Origin of the sequence: Paenibacillus glucanolyticus NBRC 15330 (assembly GCF_004000885.1) — a bacterium.
Classification (GTDB): domain Bacteria; phylum Bacillota; class Bacilli; order Paenibacillales; family Paenibacillaceae; genus Paenibacillus_AQ; species Paenibacillus_AQ glucanolyticus.
Map to the genome: position 1 here is coordinate 82,208 of NZ_BIMC01000021.1, position 23,717 is coordinate 105,924.

At 45.9% G+C, this 23,717-nt stretch carries 16 protein-coding genes; all 16 read right to left on the reverse strand.

What is annotated here, in order from left to right; genetic code table 11:
- Window positions 1-95 precede the first annotated feature (95 nt).
- The 16 genes from PGL02S_RS23345 to PGL02S_RS23420 all read right to left on the reverse strand — a co-directional run bounded on the left by PGL02S_RS23345 (window position 96) and on the right by PGL02S_RS23420 (window position 23,706).
- Entirely contained in the window at window positions 96-1,328 is a 1,233-nt protein-coding gene (locus PGL02S_RS23345) for an argininosuccinate synthase (RefSeq protein WP_036639891.1), read from the reverse strand.
- 107 nt (window positions 1,329-1,435) lie between these two features.
- The gene (gene argF / locus PGL02S_RS23350; RefSeq protein ID WP_036639894.1) at window positions 1,436-2,392 is read right to left on the reverse strand and encodes an ornithine carbamoyltransferase; all 957 of its coding nucleotides are present in this window, start codon (window positions 2,390-2,392) and stop codon (window positions 1,436-1,438) included.
- A 64-nt stretch (window positions 2,393-2,456) separates the two neighbouring features.
- Complete coding sequence (locus tag PGL02S_RS23355) at window positions 2,457-3,677, reverse strand: acetylornithine transaminase (protein WP_036639896.1); 1,221 nt, start codon at window positions 3,675-3,677, stop codon at window positions 2,457-2,459.
- 238 nt (window positions 3,678-3,915) lie between these two features.
- Window positions 3,916-4,755: an acetylglutamate kinase gene (gene argB, locus PGL02S_RS23360; protein WP_036639898.1), complete on the reverse strand. Its 840-nt coding sequence runs from the start codon at window positions 4,753-4,755 to the stop codon at window positions 3,916-3,918.
- Between the two features lie 32 nt (window positions 4,756-4,787).
- Window positions 4,788-6,014, reverse strand: a complete 1,227-nt coding sequence (gene argJ / locus PGL02S_RS23365; RefSeq protein ID WP_036639901.1) for a bifunctional glutamate N-acetyltransferase/amino-acid acetyltransferase ArgJ — start codon at window positions 6,012-6,014, stop codon at window positions 4,788-4,790.
- Between the two features lie 18 nt (window positions 6,015-6,032).
- Entirely contained in the window at window positions 6,033-7,088 is a 1,056-nt protein-coding gene (gene argC, locus PGL02S_RS23370) for an N-acetyl-gamma-glutamyl-phosphate reductase (RefSeq protein ID WP_006213036.1), read from the reverse strand.
- A gap of 399 nt (window positions 7,089-7,487) precedes the next feature.
- On the reverse strand, window positions 7,488-8,057 hold the full coding sequence (locus tag PGL02S_RS23375) for a GNAT family N-acetyltransferase (RefSeq protein ID WP_006213037.1): 570 nt from the start codon (window positions 8,055-8,057) through the stop codon (window positions 7,488-7,490).
- Window positions 8,058-8,340: 283 nt separating this feature from the next.
- Window positions 8,341-9,246, reverse strand: coding sequence for a YitT family protein (locus PGL02S_RS23380; protein ID WP_006213038.1), 906 nt, complete (start codon window positions 9,244-9,246; stop codon window positions 8,341-8,343).
- 26 nt (window positions 9,247-9,272) lie between these two features.
- Window positions 9,273-10,386, reverse strand: a protein-coding gene (gene prfB, locus PGL02S_RS23385; protein WP_100086551.1) for a peptide chain release factor 2 whose coding sequence is annotated in 2 segments (ribosomal slippage) — window positions 9,273-10,313 and window positions 10,315-10,386 — 1,113 coding nt in all. Because the reading frame shifts where the segments join, the coding sequence is not laid out codon by codon here.
- Between the two features lie 259 nt (window positions 10,387-10,645).
- Complete coding sequence (gene secA / locus PGL02S_RS23390) at window positions 10,646-13,159, reverse strand: preprotein translocase subunit SecA (RefSeq protein ID WP_006213040.1); 2,514 nt, start codon at window positions 13,157-13,159, stop codon at window positions 10,646-10,648.
- Between the two features lie 468 nt (window positions 13,160-13,627).
- On the reverse strand, window positions 13,628-14,194 hold the full coding sequence (hpf, locus tag PGL02S_RS23395; RefSeq protein ID WP_006213041.1) for a ribosome hibernation-promoting factor, HPF/YfiA family: 567 nt from the start codon (window positions 14,192-14,194) through the stop codon (window positions 13,628-13,630).
- A 197-nt stretch (window positions 14,195-14,391) separates the two neighbouring features.
- Window positions 14,392-14,589, reverse strand: coding sequence for a cold shock domain-containing protein (locus PGL02S_RS23400; protein ID WP_006213042.1), 198 nt, complete (start codon window positions 14,587-14,589; stop codon window positions 14,392-14,394).
- Window positions 14,590-14,830: 241 nt separating this feature from the next.
- Window positions 14,831-16,558, reverse strand: a complete 1,728-nt coding sequence (locus PGL02S_RS23405) for a glycosyltransferase (RefSeq protein WP_200870095.1) — start codon at window positions 16,556-16,558, stop codon at window positions 14,831-14,833.
- Window positions 16,559-16,586: 28 nt separating this feature from the next.
- Window positions 16,587-18,488: a tetratricopeptide repeat-containing glycosyltransferase family 2 protein gene (locus PGL02S_RS23410; protein WP_036639903.1), complete on the reverse strand. Its 1,902-nt coding sequence runs from the start codon at window positions 18,486-18,488 to the stop codon at window positions 16,587-16,589.
- A gap of 10 nt (window positions 18,489-18,498) precedes the next feature.
- Window positions 18,499-19,593, reverse strand: a complete 1,095-nt coding sequence (locus tag PGL02S_RS23415) for a glycosyltransferase family 2 protein (protein ID WP_036639906.1) — start codon at window positions 19,591-19,593, stop codon at window positions 18,499-18,501.
- Between the two features lie 162 nt (window positions 19,594-19,755).
- Entirely contained in the window at window positions 19,756-23,706 is a 3,951-nt protein-coding gene (locus tag PGL02S_RS23420; protein WP_006213046.1) for an IPT/TIG domain-containing protein, read from the reverse strand.
- Window positions 23,707-23,717: the final 11 nt, after the last annotated feature.

Genomic DNA, 23,717 nt, shown 5'->3' on the forward strand with positions numbered 1-23,717 from the left:
CCATGAACAAACCATGCTGTATGCTTCAAGTCGCATGTCCCAGCCCGCGTGCTTAGTGCAAGCATTCTGTCTACACGGGCCCTTGCTTGCGAGTCTTATTGATTCTGGTTCACACCGGTTGCCACTTTCAAACGCAGTGCGTTCAAGCGAATAAAGCCGGTTGCATCGCCTTGATCATACGCTTGCGTTGGATCAGCTTCCATCGTTGCGATATCCGGATTGTACAAGCTGACCGGACTCTTCACGCCTGCTCCGATGATGTTGCCTTTGTACAGCTTCACGCGCACCGTACCGGATACGTTCTTCTGGCTTTCGGTTACCAGCGCTTGCAGTGCGAGACGCTCAGGCGCAAACCAGAAACCGTTGTAGACCAAAGTGCTGTAACGGGTAATGAGGCTGTCACGCAGGTTCATCACTTCACGGTCCATCGTGATGGATTCCATTTTGCGATGAGCGGTAAACAGGATGGTTCCCCCCGGAGTCTCGTAGACACCGCGGCTCTTCATACCCACGAAACGGTTCTCCACCATATCCACGCGACCGATGCCGTGCTTGCCGCCCAGCTCATTCAGCTTCTCCATCACCTGCAGCGGACTCAGAGACTCTCCGTTTAGGGCAACGACATTCCCTTGTTCAAAAGTAAGCTCCAGATACTCTGCCTCATCCGGTGCATCTTCGGGAGATACGCTGAGCAGGTACATATCCTTGCTGTCCTCTGCACTTGCATCGAACCAAGGGTCCTCCAGCACGCCGCTCTCATAACTGATGTGGAGCAGGTTGCGGTCCATGGAGTAGGATTTGGCTGCCGATGCCGTTACCGGAATGCCATGCGCTTCCGCGTAAGCAATCATCTCCGCGCGTCCCGGGAAGGAGCTGCGGAACTCCTCGATACGCCAAGGCGCGAACACTTCAATGTCCGGTGCCAAGCCAGCTACGCCCAGCTCGAAACGGACCTGGTCGTTCCCTTTGCCGGTAGCTCCGTGCGCTATCGCTGTTGCCCCTTCGGCGCGTGCGATATCCACCATGCGCTTCGCAATCAGTGGGCGTGCGATGCTGGTACCGAGCAGGTACTGCCCTTCATACATAGCACCGGCTTGGAACATCGGGTAGATGAAATCATTCGCGAATTCATCGCGCAGATCGTCGATGTATACTTTGGATGCGCCGGTTGCCAGCGCTTTTTCCTCAAGTCCGTCCAGCTCTTCCTTCTGGCCGATGTCAGCCGTGAAAGCAATGATCTCCGCATCGTAAGTTTCTTTCAGCCACTTCAGAATTACGGACGTATCCAGGCCACCGGAATACGCCAGTACGATTTTTTGTTTTGCCATGGTTAAACTCCCTCTCTTTGTTACTAACAACCCTGTTCTTCATTATACTAAAGAAAACGTCCGCAGAGACATTTTCATAGAGAATGCACCCTCCGCTATAAACGGCGTTATGCCATCAAAGCAACCATCAAAGCCTTCTGGGCATGGAGACGATTCTCGGCCTGATCGAATATGACGGAGTTGACGCCGTCGATCACCCCTTCGCTGACCTCTTCGCCACGATGGGCCGGAAGGCAATGCAGGAACAAATAATCCGGCTTCGCCGCCTTTACAAGTTCCTCGTTCACCTGATAGTCTGCAAACGCAACTTCCCGCTGTGCCTGCTCCTCTTCAAAGCCCATGCTGGCCCATACATCCGTATAGATCACATCCGCATCCTTCGCGGCTTCGATTGGATCCTGCGTAATCGTAATGCTGCCGCCGGTTTGTGCTGCGATATCCTCGCTCAGCTTCACAATGCCGGCATCCGCCTCGTAGCCCTTCGGACTGGCAAGGGCCACATGCATGCCCATCTTGGCTCCGCCAATCAGAAGGGAATGCGCCATGTTGTTGCCATCGCCGATGAAGGCCATTTTGAGGCCTTTCAGCTTGCCCTTGTACTCCAGCACCGTCTGCAGGTCCGCCAGCACCTGACATGGATGTGCCATATCACTCAGACCATTAATGACCGGAATGGAGGCATATTTCGCCAGGTTCACCACATTGTCGTGTCCGAAGGTACGGATCATCAGGCCGTCCAGATAGCGGGACATTACCTGGGCCATATCGCTGATCGGCTCCCCGCGTCCAAGCTGAATATCATTTTTGCTTAAAAAGAGTGCATGTCCGCCCAGTTGGAACATTCCCGTCTCGAACGAAATCCGTGTCCGCGTGGACGACTTCTCGAATATCAAGCCGATCGTCTTGCCTTTCAGCGGCTGATAGACTTCACCGTTCTTCTGCTTGCGCTTAATCTCGATAGCCGAATCCAGCAAGAACTGAATTTCTTCCGTGGAGTATTCATCCAGCTCTATCATATCCCGCCCTTTCAGGCTTAATTCCTTCACTTGTCCGCTTGCGGTCATAAACTTAAATCCTCCTTGCCGTATACTGTTATTGTCAAAGCTACATATAGGATAACGGCTCTCGTTATGCTTGCTGAACCGCTGAATGCTCATGAATCAGTTCTGTAATAATGGATACCGCCTGATCGATTTCTTGTCTTGTTACGTACAGATTCGGCAGCAGTCGAATCACTTCCGGTCCCGCTGTCACGAACAGCAGTCCGCGGCTCTGTCCTTTCAGTACCAGCTCGCCAACCGGCTCCGCGCATTCGATCCCGATCAGCAGGCCCTTGCCCCGAATGGCCTTCACAAAGGGATGGCCGCCCAGGCTCTCGTTCAGCTTCGCCATCAAATATTCTCCGGCGTCCGCCGCGCGCTGCGGCACATGATCCTCAATCATCGTCTCGATGGTAGCCTGGATGACGGAGCTCGCAATTGGTGTGCCGCCAAACGTCGTGGCATGGCTGCCTGCCGTGAAGGCTTCGCGCAGATAGCCTTTGCCCAGCATCGCGCCGACCGGGAAGCCGGAGCCAAGCCCTTTGGCTACGGTAAAAATATCCGGCTCAATGCCGTAATGCTCATGCGCAAACAGCTTGCCGGTACGGCCCATGCCCGTCTGAACCTCGTCAACAATCAGCAGCAGACCGTGCTTCTTGCAAAGCTCGGTCACGGCTTGCAGGAACTCCGGCTCCACCGGATGCACGCCGCCTTCCGCCTGCACCATCTCGATCATGATGGCTGCGGTATTGTTGTTAATGGCAGCTTCAAGTGCCGGAAGGTCATGCAGCGGGACGCTCTTGAAACCAGCCGGCAGCGGAAGGAAGCCTTCCTTCACCTTATCCTGGCCGGTAGCTGTCAATGTAGCCAGCGTCCGTCCATGGAAGGACTGGGTAAACGTAATCACCTCGTAGCGCCCCGTACCCTTCACCTTCTGATGGTAGCGGCGCGCGAGCTTGATGGCTGCTTCGTTAGCTTCCGCTCCGCTGTTGCAGAAGAAAACGGCATCAGCACAAGTGTTTGCTGTCAGCAGCGCTGCCGCTTTTTCCTGGCCGGGAATGTGAAACAGGTTCGAGACATGCCACAATTCATCCAGTTGGGCCTTCAGCTTCTCTTTCACTTTCACGGGAGCATGACCGAGATTCGTTACTGCCAGCCCTGCCATGAAATCAAGATATTTGTTGCCTTGATCATCCCATAGCCAGCTGCCTTCTCCTTTTACCAGGGCGATTGGATATCTGGCGTACGTCTGGAACAATGAGCTTTCATTCGCTGCTACGATACCGCTAACCGCTGTTTCTTTTCCCATGACCTTCACACACTCCTTTGCATTTGGACAAAACAGGTTCATCATCATGAACTCTGACTGCCCTTTCATCACTACGCATGCGGATTGTTCTTCCGATCGCTGTTGCCCCCAGATTTTCTATTAAAATGGCTACAACTGTTAAAATCCGGGGGCAAAGGCGACCGCGTTGCTTCTCCAGAACAATTCCGCCTCCTCCGTTGAGGTCGTTCTATTCGTAAAAACTCAATCCGTTCATTTATTATGACATCCGCACAATACGCGTTCCCAGCACTTCTCCACCAAGGACACGGCTCAGTACGTTCGGTTCGCTTCCGTTCACGATGACAACCTCGCTCACTTTGCCATGGATGCAGCTGATGGCCGCTCTGACCTTGGGAATCATCCCCCCGTAGATCTCGCCCGTGCCGATCATGTCTTCAATCTCTTGCACCGTCACGGTCGGAAGCACCCGCTTCTCGCCGCCCGTCCCCTTCATGATCCCGGGCACGTCGGTGACAACAATCATCCGCTTGACCCCCAGATGGGAGGCAACGGCGCCAGCAGCCGTATCTGCATTGATATTGTAGCGCTGACCGGATGCATCCACACCAATCGGCGCAACCACAGGCATGTATCCCATCTTCAACACACCGCTCAGTATCGATGACTTCACCTTCGTTACATCGCCAACCCAGCCAACCTCCGCATGGTTCGTAACCGGTTTGGCCTCGATCAGTCCTCCGTCCGAGCCGGACAAGCCGATAGCACAGCCGCCCACGCTTTGTATCCGTCTTACAATCCCTTTATTGATAGTGCCTGCGAGCACCATCTCCACAACGTCCAGCACATCCTCCGTCGTCTTGCGCAGTCCATTCACGAACTCGGTCTCGATACCGAGTTTCTCCAGATTGCCGGAGATGGCAGGACCGCCTCCATGAACAATTACAGGATGGACTCCCTTCTGCTGCAGCTCCTTCAAATCCTCGAAGAAGCTGTCCGGAAGTGCAGCGAGCGTGCTGCCGCCGCATTTCATGACAAAGGTATCTGCCCCCGATGTTTGGACCGGCAACGTATCCTCTTGATCGACCGTGCTCTTCATATCCGTCTCCTCCCGATCTATAGGTGATTTATCTACGTACGGTAAGCCGCATTAATGCGGACATAGTCATAGGTCAAGTCACAGCCCCACGCCGTGGCTGATCCATTCCCGATATGCAGCTTCACATCAATGTCCACGGAATCGCCCTGAAGGTAAACCAGTGCGGCATCCTCGTCAAAAGCAACCGGTCTGGACTGCTCCAGCACCGAAATTGGACCTATGGCAATATCAACCGTCTCCGGGTTGACCGGACGACCCGCACGACCTACAGCCGCAATAATGCGCCCCCAGTTGGCATCTGCCCCGAACACCGCGGATTTCACCAGGCTGGAGCCAATGACCGTCTTGGCAATCGCTTGGGCATCATCGTCACACTCGGCACCGTTCACGCGAACCTCAATCAAGCGGGACGCTCCCTCTCCATCACGCGCGATGGCCTTCGCCAGCTGCTGGCACACATAGTGGAAGCCCGCTGAGAACGCATCCCAATCGGGATGCTCCGGTGTCAATGCCTCGTGCTCCGCCAGGCCGCTGGCCATCGCAATCAGCATATCGTTCGTGCTCGTATCGCCATCCACGGTTATCATATTAAAGGTCAGGTTGGTCGTTTGGCGCAGCAGCAGCTGCAGCGCTTCCTGATCAATGACCGCATCTGTCGTCATAAACCCGAGCATGGTTGCCATGTTCGGGTGAATCATCCCCGATCCCTTCGCTGTTCCCGCGATGGTAACCTTTGTACCGTTGACTTGGACGGTGACGCAGGCTTCTTTTTTCACGAGATCCGTTGTCAAAATCGCCTGGCTGAAGCTTTCCGCTCCTTCACTCTCGCCACTGAGATGTGCCGGCAAGCTGGCAATGCCTGAAGATACACGATCCATCTTCAGCAGTTCGCCGATGACTCCTGTCGAGGCTACGGCCACATCGTCTGCATCCAGATTGAATTGCGAAGCCGTGTTGGAACGCATCGTATATGCATCCTCTTCACCCTGCTTACCCGTGCAGGCATTGGCGTTCCCGCTGTTGACAACAATAGCGCGAAGCTTGCCATCCTGCAGACTCTCACGCGTTACCTTCAGCGGTGCCGCCTGAAAAAGATTCGTTGTATATACCGCAGCCGCCACGGCAGGCACATCACATACGATGACACCCAGATCGTTACGGTCTGTTTTCTTAAGTCCACAGTGGAGGCCGGCCGCCTTGAAGCCTTGCGGCGTTACAATGCTACCCCCTTCAATTATCGCAAACGTATTCTCTCCCATGTCTGTATCCCCAGCCGCTTACGGATAAATCGGCGTAAACGTAAGTCCGAGGCTCTCCTCCCATCCCATCATCAAGTTCAGGTTCTGGATCGCCTGACCGGCCGCACCCTTCACCACATTATCAATGACCGATATTATGGTCACTCTGTTTGTTCGTGCATCCACCGCAAATCCGATGTCGCAATAGTTCGAGCCGCTCACTTCTTTTGTTGCAGGCCATACCCCTTGCTCACGGATTCTCACGAACCGGCGATCTTTGAAATACTGGCGGTACAGCTCAATGAAATCCTCTTCCGTATAAGGACCGTTCAGCGTTGCATACATAGTGCTCATAATGCCACGTGTCATCGGTACGAGATGGGTCGTAAAGGTAACCGTGATCGGTTCACCCGCCACCTGAGTCAACACCTGCTCAACCTCAGGAATATGCTGGTGCTTATTCACCTTGTAAGCTTTGAAGTTCTCGTTGATCTCGGCATAATGGGACGTCAAACTCGTTCCCCTTCCGGAGCCGGACACGCCGGATTTGGCGTCGATAATCAGCGAAGAGGCATCGATCCATCCCGCGCTGATGGCCGGGATCAGTCCGAGCAGGGTCGCTGTCGGATAACAGCCCGGATTGGAGATGAAATCCACATCGCGGACCTCCTCGCCAAACACTTCGCATAGGCCGTATACCGCTTTTTCCAAAAGCTCCGCGCTCGGTGCCGGGTGCTTATACCACTGCTCATATATCCCTCCGTCTTTCAACCGAAAATCGCCTGAAAGGTCAATAACCTTAAGGCCAACTTCCAGCAGCTCCGGCACCAGCTTGGCGCTAACGCCAGAAGGTGTCGCGGCAAACACCAGGTCAGCCACCTCTGCGATTTCCGCTGGATTTACACCATCCAAATTCCGGGTGACGATATTCGTCAAATGCGGAAAACCATCCGATATGGGTGCCCCCGCACTCGATGAAGAAATCACCGACGTAATCTCAACTCGCGGGTGTGATTGCAGCAAGCGGATCAGTTCCACTCCCCCGTAACCGGTAGATCCAACAATGGCAACTCTTAATGTGTTTGTGTCCGTCATATCCTCATCCCTCTCCCCCAGGAACAGCTATAGGACCTTAGGCAAGGTCCCATTCAGCCAGTTCCTTCATCTCTACATCTTACGGATACGGTTCATGCTTCCGGTCGATTCCCGTTGTTCCCCGAAATCTGTATATCTTAGGTGTATAGAAACAAGTCGAGCCGCTGCGAATGCTCCTGAAATGCTTCTTCTTCATGAAGCTGCTGCTGCCAGGCGGCCCTTCACCTTGTTCGGAATGTTTCCGTGTCCCGCATTGAATTGTGGCTCTCTTACTAACAAGTTTCCCATTGACCTATCCGTCTCATAAATATGTATTATTATACGACCGTATTCATATAAATACAATGGATTATTCAAATTTGGTCCAATTTTCATGCATGCTCCATGTTCCTTCAACCTTTAATTAGCCGATTCATAATCTTCTTTTAGTATGGAGAATAATTTAAGGTCCCAATGCTGCCCCTTGATCTTGATCCCTTTTCTTAACGTGCCCTCATAGGACATGCCGATCTTCTCCATCACACGCTGGGAGCCGATGTTCTCTGTTATGCAGCGGGCCTGGATGCGTACAAGCTCCATCTGGCCAAAGCCCAGCTTCAGCAATGCAGTGGCCGCCTCTGTCATAAGTCCTTGTCCCCAACAATCGCGTGCCAGTACATAACCGATCTCGGCACTCTGATGCCCGGGTTTCCACCATACAAAATCCACCGTCCCCACCATACGTCCGCTTTCCTTCAGCTCAATCCCCCACGGGGCGATATCATGCTTCGCATATTGGGCCAGTATAAATTGAATGAATCGCTTACTGTCATTAACGGAGCGGTGGGTTTCCCAAGTTACGTGTTTTGTAACCTCATCATCGGAGGCATAGACATACATCTCGTTTGCATCCTGCATCGATACTCTGCGAAGACGCAGACGTTCTGTCTCCAGCACTGGCAAATTACCATAGATCTGTTCAATCTCCATCATCCCCTACCCCCTACAAGTTTAGTTTCCATTATATGCTCTTTACTAGAAAAATAAAGGAGAATTCAAGCCTGCCGCTACTGGGGGTGGATGTTGGCCCCATAAGAAAACTATCTGTCATTGTATCTTCACAGAGGGCAGACTGCGTTAGGGAAGATTTTTTGCGATGATCGAACTTCCAGCTTCACTGAAATCGGATTCGTCTGAAAATAGAAAAAGAGACGGTGATATACACCGTCTCTTCCTATCGCCGAGAATGTCTCGGCCGCTGTATTCTATTGGCTTACGCCTTAATATTGCGGAATCCTTCACCCAATACCTCATGCGCATTGCTGATAATTACAAAAGCATTCGGATCTACCGACTGGACCACTGTCTTTAGACGGGGAATCTCGCTCTGCCCGACTACCACCATCAGGACGGTTCGATGTTCACCCGTATAGCCTCCCTCAGCGGTTAGCTTGGTTAATCCCCGGTCCAAATCCTCCAGAATAGCCTTCGTTATCGGCTCGTTATGATCGGATATAATGTAGGCCACCTTGGTAAAGCTGAAGCCAAGCTCAATGGCATCAATCACTTTGCCTGTAACATACAGTCCAATCAGTGCGTATAACGCCTGCTCCAGTGACAGCACCAGTGCTGCCGATGAGATCACAATCGCATCCAGCAGTACGACACAGAGGGAGAACGTCAGGCCGCTGTATTTTTGCAAGAGCTGTGCCACGATGGTCAGCCCGCCTGTCGACCCCCGGCCGCGATAGACCAGCCCCATCCCGATACCGACCCCGATTCCTCCATAAATGGAGGCCAGAAGTGGATTGGAGGTTGGGATTGGCCAGTCCTTGGTCAGGAAAACAAACAACGGCAGAATCACGCTGCCCAGCAGGGAACGAATGCCGTAATCGCGTCCAAGCAGCCAAAAGCCGAGTACAAACAATGGGATGTTCAGTGCCCACTGCGTAAAGGCCGGTTCAATGCCGAGCCATGATTGCGCAAGAACGGACAAACCCGACACGCCGCCGGAGGCAATGTGATTCGGGAGAAAAAATAAATTGAATGACAGCGCCATGATAAAGGAGCCGATGATAATAAAAATTGCGTCCACCGTCTGCCGAAGGGGACCGTTGATCGGAATCAGGGGTTCTCTTTTTCTTTTGTTAATCGATGGATTGCCAGCGGATTGCGCCATAGTTCTTCAAATCTCTCCTCAACGTCCTACTCGACTTCCTGCTTGATCTGACTGCGCAAATAGCCATCGATAAAAGCATCCAGATCTCCGTCCATGACGGCTCCAATATTACCGGTCTCCACCTGTGTACGGTGGTCCTTAGCCATACTGTACGGATGGAATACATACGAACGAATTTGGCTGCCCCAAGCGATTTCCGACTGCTCGCCGCGAATTTCCGCCAATTCCTTCTTCTGCTCCTCGATTTTGCGCTCGTAGAGCTTGGAACGAAGCATTGTCATGGCACGCTCACGGTTCTTGATCTGAGAGCGTTCATTCTGACACGTCACCACCACGCCGGTTGGCAAGTGAGTGATCCGTACGGCCGAGTCCGTCGTATTGATATGCTGACCCCCTGCGCCACTGGCACGGTAGGTATCAATCTTCAGATCCTCGGTGCGGATATCCAGCTCGATTTCATCGTTGATTTCCGGTACCACATCGCAGGATACAAAGGAGGTATGACGGCGACCGGAAGAGTCGAATGGTGATATGCGAACCAGACGATGAACTCCTTTTTCCGCTTTTAAATATCCGTAAGCATTGTAGCCCTTGATCAGCAGCGTTACACTCTTGATTCCCGCTTCGTCGCCTGGCAAGTAATCCAGTGTTTCCACCTTGAAGCCGCGCTTCTCCGCCCAGCGGGTATACATTCGGTGCAGCATTTGGCCCCAGTCTTGCGACTCGGTTCCGCCCGCTCCGGGATGCAGCTCAAGGATGGCATTCATTTTATCGTAAGGCTGGTTCAACAGCAGCTGAAGCTCAAATTCCTCCACGCGCTTAACCAAGTCCTTAATTGTCTCGCCAATTTCTCCTGCAAGGGAGTCGTCGCCCTCTTCATCCGCCAGTTCAGTCATAACAACAGCATCATCGTAATCCTGCTGAAGTTTTTGATACTGATCCACGGATGATTTCACAGCATTCATCTCAGCAATGAGCGCTTGGGCTTTTTCATTATCGTCCCAAAAATCCGGGGCAGCCATCTTCTCCTCAAAATTCTCAATCATTTCCTGTTTGAGATCTAAGTCAAAGAGACCCCCTAAGATTGGTTAGTTTCTTGCTGATTTCACGCAGGTCCTGCTTCACACTTGGTTCGATCATGAGTCCCTCGTCCTTTCTTATCTATACGTTATCGTAATAACTTCAGTATACCCTCTCCTGCATGGAAAACGTTCCATATTCAAGAGAAAATTTATGCGACTTTACTAGATATTTCGTTATTTATTCAGATAAACTCCCTTAAGCGCAGCAGAGGTTTCGGATCGCTGTGGATAAGACCACAATGACCGGTTCATCTGCTGCTCTTAAGGGAGTTGAAAAATCAGCGCCTATACACAAGGCCGTTTTATGAAAATGTAGCTTAAGCGTTCTGTCCGTGGCAGTGCTTATACTTCTTGCCGCTGCCGCAAGGACATGCATCGTTCCGGCCGATCTGTTCAGCTACTTGCACTGGACGCTTCTCGGCTGGCTCGCTGCTGCTGTTCGTGGATACCTTGTTCTCCTCCACGACAGCCTGACGCTCCTGGTTCGTTGCGATCTGCGCCTTCATGATGTACGTTGCCACTTCCTCTTGAATCGTAGCGATCATGGCATTAAACATCTCAAAGCCTTCGAACTGGTATTCGCGAAGCGGATCGGTACCGCCGTATGCACGGAGATGGATACCTTGACGCAGTTGATCCATCGCATCGATGTGATCCATCCACTTGCTGTCTACCGCACGCAGCACGATAACTTTCTCGAACTCGCGTACCATCTCTTCACCAATCGCCTCTTCACGCTCTGCATACTTCTTCATCACGCGCTCAAAGATAAATTCCGTGATTTCTTCCGATTCTTTGCCCCACAGATCTTCGCGGGTAATTGCACCCTCGTCCAGCAGCTTGCTGTTAACGAAGTCTGCCACTTCTTGCAGTTCCCAGTTCTCCGGAATATCATCGCTGCAGTGAGCCTGAACAACCCGTTCAATGACCGGCTTCATCATCTCAACAACGATTTGCTTAATGTCTTGGGACTCCAGAATCTCGCGGCGTTGTTTGTAAATGATCTCACGCTGCTGGTTCATCACGTCATCATATTGAAGAACGACTTTACGCATGTCGAAGTTATTGCCCTCAACCCGCTTCTGCGCGGATTCAACCGCACGGGTAATCATCTTGCTCTCGATCGGCTGATCTTCTTCAAAGCCAAGACGCTCCATCATGTTCAGAACGTTGTCTGTACCAAAACGTTTCATCAGTTCATCGCCCAGGGACAAATAGAACTGAGTGGATCCTGGGTCACCTTGACGACCGGCACGACCACGCAGCTGGTTATCGATCCGGCGCGATTCGTGACGCTCCGTACCGATAATGTGAAGTCCGCCAATATTCTGCACGCCTTCACCCAGCAAAATATCCGTACCGCGTCCCGCCATATTCGTCGCGATCGTTACAGATCCCGGCTGACCGGCGCGTGAGATGATTTCCGCTTCCTCTGCATGGTACTTCGCATTCAGAACTTTATGCTGAATGCCTTTGCGTTTCAGCATTTCCGATAAACGCTCGGAGTTCTCAATCGAAACCGTACCCACCAGGATCGGTTGATTCTTTTTATGACGTTCCACGATCTCCGTAACAACTGCCTTGAACTTGCCTTCTTCGCTCTTATAGACAACATCCGGCATGTCGTTACGCTGATTCGGTTTGTTTGTAGGAATCTGGAGCACTTCAAGACCATAAATCTTCTTGAACTCTTCTTCCTCTGTCTTCGCTGTACCGGTCATACCTGCCAGCTTGCGATACATACGGAAGTAGTTCTGGAAAGTAATCGTCGCCAATGTCATGCTCTCGTTCTGAACCTCGATGCCTTCCTTCGCTTCAATCGCCTGGTGAAGACCGTCGCTATAGCGGCGTCCTGCCATCAAGCGGCCCGTGAATTCGTCCACGATAACCACTTCGTCGTCGGTGACAACGTAATCCACGTCGCGGCGCATAATCACGTTCGCTTTCAGCGCTTGTACAATGTGGTGGTTCAGTGTTACATGGTTCTGGTCATACAGGTTTTCGATACCGAAGGAACGCTCCGCCTGGGCAACACCCTTTTCTGTCAGAGCTACGGATTTGACCTTAATATCTACGGTATAATCCTCTTCTGCCGTCAGGCGCTTCACGAAGCGATCCGCTGCAAAATACAGCTCGGTCGATTTCTGAGCTTGTCCCGAGATGATAAGCGGCGTACGCGCTTCGTCAACCAGGATGGAGTCCACTTCATCAATGATACAGAAATAGAGTGGACGCTGAACCATCTGCTCTTTGTAGAGGACCATGTTGTCACGCAGATAGTCAAAGCCGAACTCGTTATTCGTTCCGTACGTAATATCGCATGCATAAGCATGCTGTTTATCCGGGTGTTCCATACCGCTCAGGTTAACCCCGACGGTTAGACCCAGGAAGTTATATATTTGCGCCATTTCCTGGCTGTCACGCTGTGCCAAATAATCATTGACGGTTACAACGTGAACCCCTTTGCCAAGCAGGGCATTTAAGTAAACCGGCAGCGTACCCACAAGGGTCTTACCTTCACCGGTCTTCATCTCTGCAATTCTGCCTTCGTGGAGGGCCATTCCTCCGACCAGCTGTACGTCGTAGTGACGCTTGCCGAGTGTTCGTCTGGAAGCCTCACGGACTGTCGCAAACGCTTCGGGAAGCAGTTCCTCCAGCGTCTCACCTTTCTCGATCCGCGCACGGAACTCCTCGGTTTTCGCTTGCAGCTGCTCATCGGAGAGCTTCTCAAAATCCGGTTCCATTTTGTTGATTACATCGACCGTCTTCATGAGACGTTTGACATCACGCTCGTTGGTGTCGCCGAAAATCTTTTTGACAAGTCCTAGCATGGTTAACCCCTTTCGTGCAAAACAAGTGATAGAATCAACTTCATTAAATGCCAAAGGGTTAAATGATGAAATCGATTCATTGATTCCTTATGATGGTCCCATTTCATGCAGGCTAAAAAGCCTGTCCCGTAAAATGAGGGTTTGCATAAATTGTAACAGTTTGTAAGGGATGCCGCAACAATATGTGCTTTCACAAGAGATGTCTGTTACGTGAAGCCCTACTCTATGAGACGCGAAGACGCCCTGAAAAGTTGCGTGGAGCATTTACCCAGTCGTTGACAATGGGATTATATTCATTTTAGTAGCAAAACTCTACATCTAAAGAGGCGCAGAATAGACGTCCATATATCCAAATAAAGAGCCCCACCCGCTAACACGGATGAAGGCTCATCTTACAATTTCGATTTCATTTTAAAATTCGAACCGAACCTGGTGCCTCTGCATTCCTTGAGGAATGCCGCTTGAGACTTAGTCCCGCTCGATCAATCCGTACTTGCCGTCATCACGCTTGTAGACGACATTTACTTCTTGTGTGTCAATGTTGGAAAATACGAAAAAATTATGGCCTACCATGTTCATCTGCAGGATCGCTTCTTCCACGTCCATGGGCTTCATGGTAAAACGTTTCGTACGGACTACTTCGTAGTTGTCCTCGTCGTACTCCACTTGCTCTGCATCCATTTGACTGGTTGCCGCTGCCCCGTTCTCCGCAATGAGCGTCTTCAGTCCGCCTTCTTGCTTGATCTTGCGGTTCAGCTTGGTTTTGTGCTTGCGAATCTGACGTTCCAACTTGTCCACAACGGCATCAATGGAAGCGTACATATCGTCGCTTCGGTCTTCCGCACGCAGTACCACGCCTGTGAGCGGAATGGTCACTTCCACCGTGTGCAATCCTCGAATGACACTGAGTGTAACGTATCCTTCGGAGGTGGGGGGTGCATCAAAATACTTATCTAGCCTGCTGAGTTTCTTGTCAACATAGTCTTTCAAAGCATCGGTCACATCAATTTGTTGACCTCGGATAGTGAATTGCATTGGGCACTCCTCCTTTGCACCTTCATTATAGCATTTTGTTAAGCCCATGTAAAAAGACAGAATTGTGAATTTTAGCACAATATTTTTCGGAGGTCGGATACAAAAAAAAGACCCCGGAAGTTCCGGAGTCTTGGGCTAGCGAATCTCCAATTGTTAACCATCAATACCGTTTATGTAGGTCGGCTATGCCGGGATGATTAGATTTTGATTACGTTAGCAGCTTGCGGGCCACGAGCGCCTTCAACAATCTCGAATTCTACGGATTGTCCTTCTTCAAGAGTCTTGAAGCCTTCGGATTGAATCGCGGAGAAGTGTACAAATACGTCGCCGCCGTCCTCAGTCTCGATGAAGCCATAACCTTTCTCTGCGTTGAACCATTTAACTTTACCTTGCATGCACTAACATTCCCTTCATTGTCAAATAAAGTGTGACACTAATTGTCCACATTTCCGACTATAGCACCCGTCCAATCCAGTGTCAATTACCAAGAAAAAGGTTTTCTGCTGCAGAAAAAACAGAAAAATGTCGACTTGGCTCCACGACTGAGTTGGCAGGCGTAAAAAAGGCGGACAAAATTAGGTTTAGGTTTATTTACCCGGGGAGGGTGGGGGTGAAACAGGTAATGAATACAGATTTTTATTGAGCAAAATCCTTTATTACCTCCAGAAGCTGATTATACGATTTTTCGTTAACTTCCCTCAGACGATCTATAAATTGGCTCGCATTTGATGATTCGCCTATGAAACATAAAAAATAAGAAATATTGTAAAGTACCTCTTCGTTATTATTGTCTAAATAAAATGCATTTTCAAAAAATGGCAGTGCTTTTTCATATGAACCTACAGAAAAGTGGGATACTCCAATGGTGTTTAATAACTCCGCTTGGTTCTCATTTACCGATAGTAATACGGACTGGATTACCTCATCTGCAGTATAAGCACTAACCCTGTTGACAATGATTTGAGTCTCCTCGGTGTGATCCATAATATACTCAAAAGTCTCGTCTAGATCATGCTTTTTCGCACTTACTAAGTATTGATAGACATTAAACTGCTCCATAACTGCCGGGCTCACTATCCCGGACAATCTATCGGTTATGCCTTTGCTTTGATTAGACAAAGTCTTAGCAGCAATATCGAGTTTATAGTACCCAGACTGTAATATCATCTTCTTCAGTTCATGAAGCGTAAAGAATCTTACGTGTGTTCGATCAAGTATACCTGCTTCTGTATAAGTAAAGGACCCTTCTAGAAGACCATTAATTACAGTGTAATGCATAAGGTTCGGAATGCTAACCAATAACTTGCCATCTGTTTTCAAAAATCTTTTCAGATTCCTCAATACTTTCCATGGATCATAAAGATGTTCAAGTACATCCGCAAGAATGATATAGTCAAAGAAGTTATCATCATATTCCATTAATCCTCGTTCAGCATCATAATTCCGAACATCAGCTATCATAGATGCAACCGATGAAGCAGCCTCATCTATCTCTATACCGTATAGATTGCTATTTGGATATCGATGCTTGATATTCATAAGTGTACCCCCGCAAGCACATCCTACTTCTAAAACATTTAATGGGGCTTCAGGATCGCTATTCATCATGTTTATGATTTCAAATCGTATATTCTGAGAATAAATAGGATTAAACCCCCACTTTTCTTCAAACTTCTTGGCATTAACTTTCATTAATTTGCTATAAGAAGAATCTTCTCGAAAAGATACACTCCCGTAATGATGAATGAAGGTATCCTTACATAACACAAGTTTATAGCCTGCTTTGCGGATTCTAAGTGAATAGTCGTCATCTTCATAGTTGCCAGGTGTGAAGCGTTCATCTAATAAACCAATTTCATCTACGACAGATCTTTTGATAAGGTAACAAAATCCGATTAGTTTAAGGCGTTGTTCCCACTTACTTTGATCTGGGACATTATGGCCCGCAGCAAATGCATGCATCTCATGTAGATTGTTATAAGATACAGGAATTGTTTGTGCATACGAACAGTTGTTAGTAATACAACTAACCGCTCCGAATCGCTCATCACTGTTTATGCAATACAGCATATTGTTTAACCAATTTTCTGTGACCACTGTATCATTGTTTAATAGAAGTATATAATCTCCAGTAGCTACTTCAATGCCTTGGTTACAACCCTTAGGAAATCCTAAATTACTATCATTAAGAATGGTTATGATGTCTGACTGTTGCGATAGCCATTGTCTAGTTTCATCTGTGGAGTTATTATCTACAATAATAATTTCATAAGTACCTGAATTGGTATATTGACGAATACTCTCTATACATTGAATTGTATAGTTAAGTTGGTTATATGTTAGTATTACTATGCTCGTTTTCAATCGATAATCCTCCATCCCATATGCTTCCTCATCTACTCAAAAAATTATAATGTTCTAGTTTGTTTGCCCATTTTGATTTTGGTGTGGAATTTTTCATCGCTTGAATTAAATTAAACAGCTTATAGCTGTCATTATTTTTTATGCATATTTGGTACATGCTCTCAAGTACATTAAATGTAGATTCTTGTTCGTTTGCAAATTCATAAAAACGCATACTCTCGTTGTAATTCCCCACCGCAGCTAACTGATCTGCTATCCATACTAATGCGTCCCTGTCAACATTCGGCAACTGCAAGTCCATTATATTAATAGCAATGTCATTAAAACCATAATTCGCCAAAATCTTAGCAAAACTGAATTGTAGATTATACGAAGTCATCTGACTAACAAAATAATCTATCGTATCGAATTCATGTAACTGTATTAGTTTTTCAAAAAATCTTACTAATAGCTGTTCTAAATCTTTAGCCCAATGATTATTATTTAGTTCTTCTCGTTCAAGGCATCGAATAATAAGTTTATAGTCTTTCTCCCGTAAAGAAAATTTATGTTTATATTTTTGAATTAATACTTTGTCTTTCGTCAGGATCGAACAAAGCATCACGTCTTCTAATTCATCTACATCCACAATTTGCTCAATTTCATACCATATACTTGCTGCTTCATTATACCGTTTGCTATATAAATAACCTGCAGCTAATATAGATTTGTCAACATTGTGATTGTATAACTCACAAAATCCATAAAGTAGTGGATGACGTAATTTATATAGAACACCAATCATCTCTTTTAAATCATCTAGCGAAGATATCTCCCATGTTTTAGAAATAAATTCGAAAGCATCCTTGAATGATGTATTCTTTGTAATATCCAACAATAACTTGATTGACGGCATATAATGCTTATTAATTCCTAATGAATCCGTTACCTTCTGAATGGCTTGGGTCATGTCTCCTTTTCTTAAGGAGATTCCTGCCAAGGAAGTTAAAGCCATATAACTCCCCACTCCATGAAAAGTCATTAACTCATGGTTCCTTACATCTCCAATCTTAAGACAATGGTTAAAACTCTCACTTGCATCATTAATATAATGAAGAGACTCATAAATTTGTCCTTGCAAATAATATAGGTCAGTATAATTGGGATAAGCTTCAATCGATTCATGACATATTACTAGAGCTTTATCGAATTGTTCTAACTCCATGTAACACTGTATTAGACTAGTAATTAACTTGCAGATATAGCTATATTCCATACTTAGAGGAAAGGCCTTTTCAAACGTTTTAATAGCCTGTTCATATTGCCCCATCATTTTGTACTGAATACCTAAGTTAAATAATCCAAATCCCGTTTCTTGCTCTTCCAAATCCTCTAACAATATTTTCAAATTCCGTTGCTCTTTATTTTTCTCAGTTATAACATCTTTCATATAACCATCGTGATTGATCATTACTTCTAAGTGATCTTGTGTAAAAAGAGAGTCTGCCGGAATTATGATTTGCTCATGTATTCTTCCGAAAAATTTTAATTCTGGTACGTTTCTAAACAAACGTATTACGGGATGTATTGTACTAATACCGCCTCTCAAGAAACTTTTTATACTTAAAAAATAAATATCTTTTTCAAGAGACTCTAGAAGTAATAGTATCTGGTCCGCACTTTCTAAATATTCATCTGCATCTAGAACTAAAACATAATCACTCTGTGCATACTTTATTGCCTCATTGCGTGCCTTTGAAAAGTCATTTACCCATTCGAATGTGTATATTTTAGCGCCGAAACACTCAGCGATCTCTTTTGTATTGTCTGTTGATCCAGTATCTACAATAATAATTTCTTCTACTAAACCCTGTACACTCTTTAAACAGCGTGCAAGAAATCTCTCCTCATTCTTCACTATCATACACAGGCTTATGGATGGTTTACTCATATCTTCTCTCCTATCTTGACAACAATTTCAGCCTGGCACCCGCAATTTGATACCCTTGTTGGACGGCAAATAAATAATGAGAATAAGCTTTATCAATCTCACCAATGATTTCCCAATAGACTCCAAGGTTATAATGAGCTTTATAGCTGCCAACTCCCATTGTAGTTTCATATTTAGTCGAATCAGCTTCTCCCAGTTGCAAACAATAATTAAATACTGACGGCACCATTTTAATAGCGTCAGGATGGTTCATGGAAGTTAACGATAAACCATATATAAAGTATAAATCGGTATAATCACTGAAAATTTCAATGCCTTCTTCAATATATTTATTCAGAAGACTAAAACTTTTCATATAATACAAGGAATAACATAAAGTGAGCCACGCACTTGAAGCATAAGTAGAGCTTGTCAAAGAATTTAATGGTATTGATTTTAATACTTTCTCCAAATATCTAACTGCTTCGGGATAGTTTTTTGCAACAAATTGAGTTTTTCCAATCTGATAAATTACATAGAGATCATGTGGTGATGATTTTTCCATTTCAGTCAATATAGTTAAATTTCGCTGAATTTTCTGTCTTTCAATCATTATTTCGTCTTTATAACCTAAATGATCGATGATGATATTGGTTTGAGAACTTTTGGGTGTATTCCCTTGATATTGAAGTTGTTCGTGTATTCGTCCATTATAACGGTAATCTGGTAGGTTGGGGAATATTCGTGTAGCTTGTCCAAATGTTATATCATTATCATGTACTATATTTTTTATAACAACTCTACCAGGATTAATAGTTTCGTATTCAAAGAATTTCATGAGTTGATCAGAACTAGATTGATTTAAACGCTCATCAGCATCCATAACAAAGATGTAGGGCATAGACGCCCTCTCCAATACAGAATTCCTCGCATCTCCAAAATCATTCTTCCAATCCATTCTGAATACTGTGGCGCCATGTTCCCTAGCTATACTTTCCGTCATGTCAGAGGATCCAGTATCTCCAATCACTATTTCTGAAACAAATTCCTTTACGGAGTCTAGACAATCTTTAATAAATTTCTGTTCATTATTTACAATCATGCATAATGATACAGGAAGCTTCATTAGGATACCTCCTTTATTTTAAAGATAATCAGGGCGCCTAAAAGGCACCCTGATATTTTAGAGTTGCTTTAATATGAAATTTGAGTACTTAGTGACATTACTACCAAACAAATGTCAAACCAAAAACAGAAGATATTCATTTAACAAATATAGCTTAATGGATTATTCATAAGTGTAATTAATAGATACTGACTGTTGATCTGTGTTGGTTAGCTTGAGTTCGACAGGTCCAGGAACGGTCCCTGCCGGCACTCTAAATCGAATGGATCCAGTACTAAGATACGAAACGGCCAAATTCGTTCCCCCCCAGGTTGCAGTGATACCTGCACGGAAATTACTTCCATACACATATACAAGAGCTCCTCCTGACAACGGCCCACGGTCAGGACTAATTGACGTTATTGTAGGAGCTGGGAGTTGTGGTGGGGCCTCATAAGTGTAAGTAGTAGAAACTGTTACACCGCCAGCACTTGTCAATACAATTGGAACATCGCCAGCACTTGTACCTGCTGGTGATCTGAAACGAATCGAACCAGCACCTAACAGTTCAAATGTTTGAGACTTACCATCCACTTGCATCGTCATCCCTGTTTTAAAATTCGAGCCATAAATATAAACTAGTTGACCTCCAGCTAATGGTCCCTTATTTGGCGAAATGCTGCTTATCGTAATCGGTGTTTCCTGATAAGTGTAACCACTCGAAACAATCGCAAACTGTCCATCTGGATTTGTTACTTTAACATCAACAGAACCGATATTACTTACAGCTGGAGCCAATACACGGATTTGAGCAGCATCAAGCAATGTAACATTTTTAGCTTCTACACTTCCAAAGGTCACTTTTACACCTGCCTGATAATGTTCACCCTTGATATATACATAGTTGTTTCCATCTAATGGACCGGTATTTGGACTAATACTAGCTATAGTAGGTGCTGCCGGCTTCGGAGGTTCCGTGAATGAAAATGCTTGTGTTGCCACAGCTTCCTGAAGATCTGGATTTACAACCTTCAAATCAACTGTTTCGGCAACAGACCACACAGGGGCACGGAAACGCAACATTTTATCAGACAGTAAGGAAACTGGCACCTCTGTACTATTCAAATACAGTTTCACACCTGCCTTATAATCACTTCCGTTGATGTACACCAATGTACCACCAGTCAGCAGGCTTGTATTCGGATCCACACTCGTTATTTTTGGAGGATTAATTACAGGCTTTTCGAAAGTAAATCCATCTACTAAAATAGCTTCTCCTCCATCGGGATTCACTACCTTAACATCTACAATCTCAGCAAGGTTCCATGCCGGAGTTCTGAATCTCAATGTTGTATTCGAAACAAACGAAGCCGATAATAGAGTATCATTTAGATAGATTTTAGCACCATTGACAAAATTACTACCGGTTACTGAAATTAAATCTCCACCAGTAGTGAGGGCTTTACTTGGGCTAACGCTTGTCAATGTAGGTGCTGGAGCTTTAGCTGGCTCTGTATAAGTGAAACCCTTAACAACTATTGCCTCCTGTTTATTAGGACTCACAACCTTAACATCTACTGTTTCAGCAATCGGCCAGGCTGGTGTACGAAATCTTAGTTCTGTACTAGAGGTATAAGATGTCGAGATTTCGATATCATTCAGAAAAACTTTTGAGCCAGCGACAAAATTTGTACCTGTTACAGTAATTAAGTCACTTCCTTTGATTTCCCCTTGATTAGGTGTGATTGCTGTTATAGCCGGTCCCTCTGGTAAAACTGGTTTAATATAAGTAAATCCATCACTCAGTAAAACCTCTTGCCCATCTGGATTCACGATACTCACACTCACTATCTCATCAGTGCTCCATGCTGGAGTCTTAATCTTGAGCTCAGTATCTGAAACAAATGTAGTCGAGATCTCTTTAGTATTGAAGTATACTCTTGCTCCATTAACAAAATTGGACCCTTTAATCGATACATTCAAGCCACCCTCGATTAAACCTTCATTAGGTGTTAGGCTGGTCAATTCTGGTCCTGGAGGTGACAGATAGTTATATCCTTTGACCAATGATGCCTCTTGAAGATCAGGGTTAATAACTTTAATATCTACTGCTTCAACAACAGCCCATGCTGGAGTACGGAAACGCATTTCAGTTTCTGAAACAACTGTAGCTCCTACCTCAACATCATTAAAAAACAATTTAGCACCTGTCTTAATATTAGTACCTGTCAAGGTTACCAGTTCGTTGCCTTTCAGTTGACCACTATTTGGAGTCACTTTTTCAATTGTTGGTGCTGGAGGTGCAGGTGGCTTCAAGTAGGTATACCCTTCCGGAAGCAATGCCTCTTCTCCACTTAGGTTAACTAATCGCACATTGATTTTCTCTGCTACAGACCAGGCTGGTGCACGAAATCTAGCCTCAGTGTTATCTACAATTGACAAATTAACCAATACATCATTAAAATAAAGTTTTGCACCAGCCTCAATATTCGTTCCTTTTAGAACAACATTTTCACCACCTACAAGCTGGCCTTGATTTGGTGATAGACTTTCTATTGTTGGCTTTAAAGGAGCAATATAAGTATAACCATTTTGAACTGTGACACTTCTACCATCAGGATTTTCAATTTTGACATCCACTGATCCTGCTAACGAAGATTTTGGCACAGTAACTGTCAAACTCGTGCTACTTTTATATATCACGGATTTGGCTTCATTTTCCCCGATTTTTACTTTTAGACCATTCAGGAAATACTGACCAGAAATTGTTACTTTCTCTCCTCCACCCATCGCTCCACTAGAAGGGGTTATGGCTGTTACAATAGGATCAGCATAGTACAGATACTTTGCTTGTACCTGTTGTCTATCTTCGTTCATTACGGTAAGATCAACTGTGCCTTGATTACCCGCCGGTGCCTCAACACGAATTTCTGTCGGACTAATATATTGGATATTTAAAGCATTAGCCACTCCAAACTTCACAATTGGATTCGGTCTAAAATTTGTTCCAGTAATCACGACAGATTCACCGCCGTTAACATGTCCGGACTCTGGTTCAATCTTATTTAAAGTTGGTTTCGGGTATGTAACGGTAACATTCTCAGTTGGTACATTAATCTTTCTTTCTGTTCCAGTATAGTCTTTATATATTATAGAAGAATCTGGAGTCGAAACTCTAAATGTACCTACTGGTTGGTCTGATTTATGACGAATTTTATAAGTAAATGTCAACGTGTCCGTTTTAAGTTCTAAAAAGTCCCATCTCAATGTATTCCCATTCACTATTGGCTTCGGAATATTGGTATCATATGACCCTGGAACAATCTCAAATTGAGGAGAAACGATATCATTAACCACAACATCATAAGCACTAGCTAAACCAATTTCTTGGACAATAGCTGCATAAATATCTCCTAACCCTACAGATCCAAGTACAAAATGGTGATGATGTGAGGTGGTGGCCATTTGTTTCAGAAGTAAGTTAGGGCCACTAGTATCTGGGTTGGCATTGGTATTAAGAAGAGCAATCGTATAAAAAACTATGCCTTCTTGTTTGGCCTCATTAGAATTCGTAAGCGCATAGTTATATGCATTTCCATTAGGCTCTGTTGCATCGCCATCCGTTAGCAAAACAATAACCGGCTGAGCATCCGGACGGTGATTAACCAACAACTCCCTTGCCTTTTTAATAGCATCTCCTGTTGCTGTCCCTCCGTTTGCTCTTAAACCATTCACATAGTTCTTAACGGCCTCTTTGTCAGTACTAAGGGGAAATGAGCTAATATTGTTAGCAGAGCTATAGTCCACTATACCTACTTTATGTTTGCTTAAGTCCATAAGATCTATGAACCCTTTGGCAGAATTAATTGCACTCTGCATTTTATTCTCGTCATTCATACTACCCGATCTATCAATAATTAAAATCACATCATTCGGCCTGATAACATTTACTGGGGGTGTACCTTTAATATTTAGGGTCACTAATGTTTCTTCTTCAGTAGTTATCGTTGTAGGACTAACCGATTTGGTTACGGATACATAATTTTCAGCAGCTTGAGCTCCTAACGGATATATACCCATCAGTATAAAAAGCACTAAGAACAAAGAAGTTAATTTGCTTGCCTGTTTCTTCACTTGCGTTCCTC

Excerpts from the sequence above, each read along its gene's own strand:
- secA (WP_006213040.1), bottom strand. The coding sequence starts at position 13,159 with ATGCTAGGACTTGTCAAAAAGATTTTCGGCGACACCAACGAGCGTGAT.
- hpf (WP_006213041.1), bottom strand. The coding sequence starts at position 14,194 with ATGCAATTCACTATCCGAGGTCAACAAATTGATGTGACCGATGCTTTG.
- PGL02S_RS23355 (WP_036639896.1), bottom strand. The coding sequence starts at position 3,677 with ATGGGAAAAGAAACAGCGGTTAGCGGTATCGTAGCAGCGAATGAAAGC.
- argB (WP_036639898.1), bottom strand. The coding sequence starts at position 4,755 with ATGAAGAGCACGGTCGATCAAGAGGATACGTTGCCGGTCCAAACATCG.
- PGL02S_RS23400 (WP_006213042.1), bottom strand. The coding sequence starts at position 14,589 with ATGCAAGGTAAAGTTAAATGGTTCAACGCAGAGAAAGGTTATGGCTTC.
- PGL02S_RS23380 (WP_006213038.1), bottom strand. The coding sequence starts at position 9,246 with ATGGCGCAATCCGCTGGCAATCCATCGATTAACAAAAGAAAAAGAGAA.
- PGL02S_RS23410 (WP_036639903.1), bottom strand. The coding sequence starts at position 18,488 with ATGAGTAAACCATCCATAAGCCTGTGTATGATAGTGAAGAATGAGGAG.
- PGL02S_RS23345 (WP_036639891.1), bottom strand. The coding sequence starts at position 1,328 with ATGGCAAAACAAAAAATCGTACTGGCGTATTCCGGTGGCCTGGATACG.
- PGL02S_RS23415 (WP_036639906.1), bottom strand. The coding sequence starts at position 19,593 with ATGAAGCTTCCTGTATCATTATGCATGATTGTAAATAATGAACAGAAA.
- PGL02S_RS23375 (WP_006213037.1), bottom strand. The coding sequence starts at position 8,057 with ATGGAGATTGAACAGATCTATGGTAATTTGCCAGTGCTGGAGACAGAA.
- argC (WP_006213036.1), bottom strand. The coding sequence starts at position 7,088 with ATGACGGACACAAACACATTAAGAGTTGCCATTGTTGGATCTACCGGT.
- argF (WP_036639894.1), bottom strand. The coding sequence starts at position 2,392 with ATGACCGCAAGCGGACAAGTGAAGGAATTAAGCCTGAAAGGGCGGGAT.
- argJ (WP_036639901.1), bottom strand. The coding sequence starts at position 6,014 with ATGGGAGAGAATACGTTTGCGATAATTGAAGGGGGTAGCATTGTAACG.